This is a genomic window from Duganella qianjiadongensis (genome assembly GCF_009857915.1).
In the GTDB taxonomy this organism is placed as follows: domain Bacteria; phylum Pseudomonadota; class Gammaproteobacteria; order Burkholderiales; family Burkholderiaceae_D; genus Rugamonas; species Rugamonas qianjiadongensis.
This window is the reverse complement of sequence record NZ_WWCM01000108.1, coordinates 1-255: the sequence shown is the minus strand read 5'-3', so window position 1 is coordinate 255 and position 255 is coordinate 1. Positions and strand designations below refer to the sequence as shown.

At 55.3% G+C, this 255-nt stretch carries 1 pseudogene; it reads right to left on the bottom strand.

Annotated features, from left to right (window positions below):
- Nucleotides 1–255: pseudogene (locus GTP27_RS23370) on the bottom strand (IS5/IS1182 family transposase); the annotation flags it as partial.

Here is a 255-nt window from a genome sequence, read left to right as displayed (position 1 = left end):
GAGCGTAGCCATCTGCTCCTTCAGCGCCGCAATTTTGTCGTTGAGACGGGTACTGCGTGCTTCTGCCGCCGCTGGTTCGTGCCTGTCAGCCGTGTCGAGTTCTACCAGATAGCGGCTGATGTTGGCCTCAATCTCTTCCATCCTGCGCTTTAGCTTGGCATTGGTGAAGTTGCGATCGCTGCTGTTGACAGCCTTGAATTTACTGCCGTCAATCGCAACGACCGCATCTGAGAATAGGTCCAGTTGCTGGCAGAG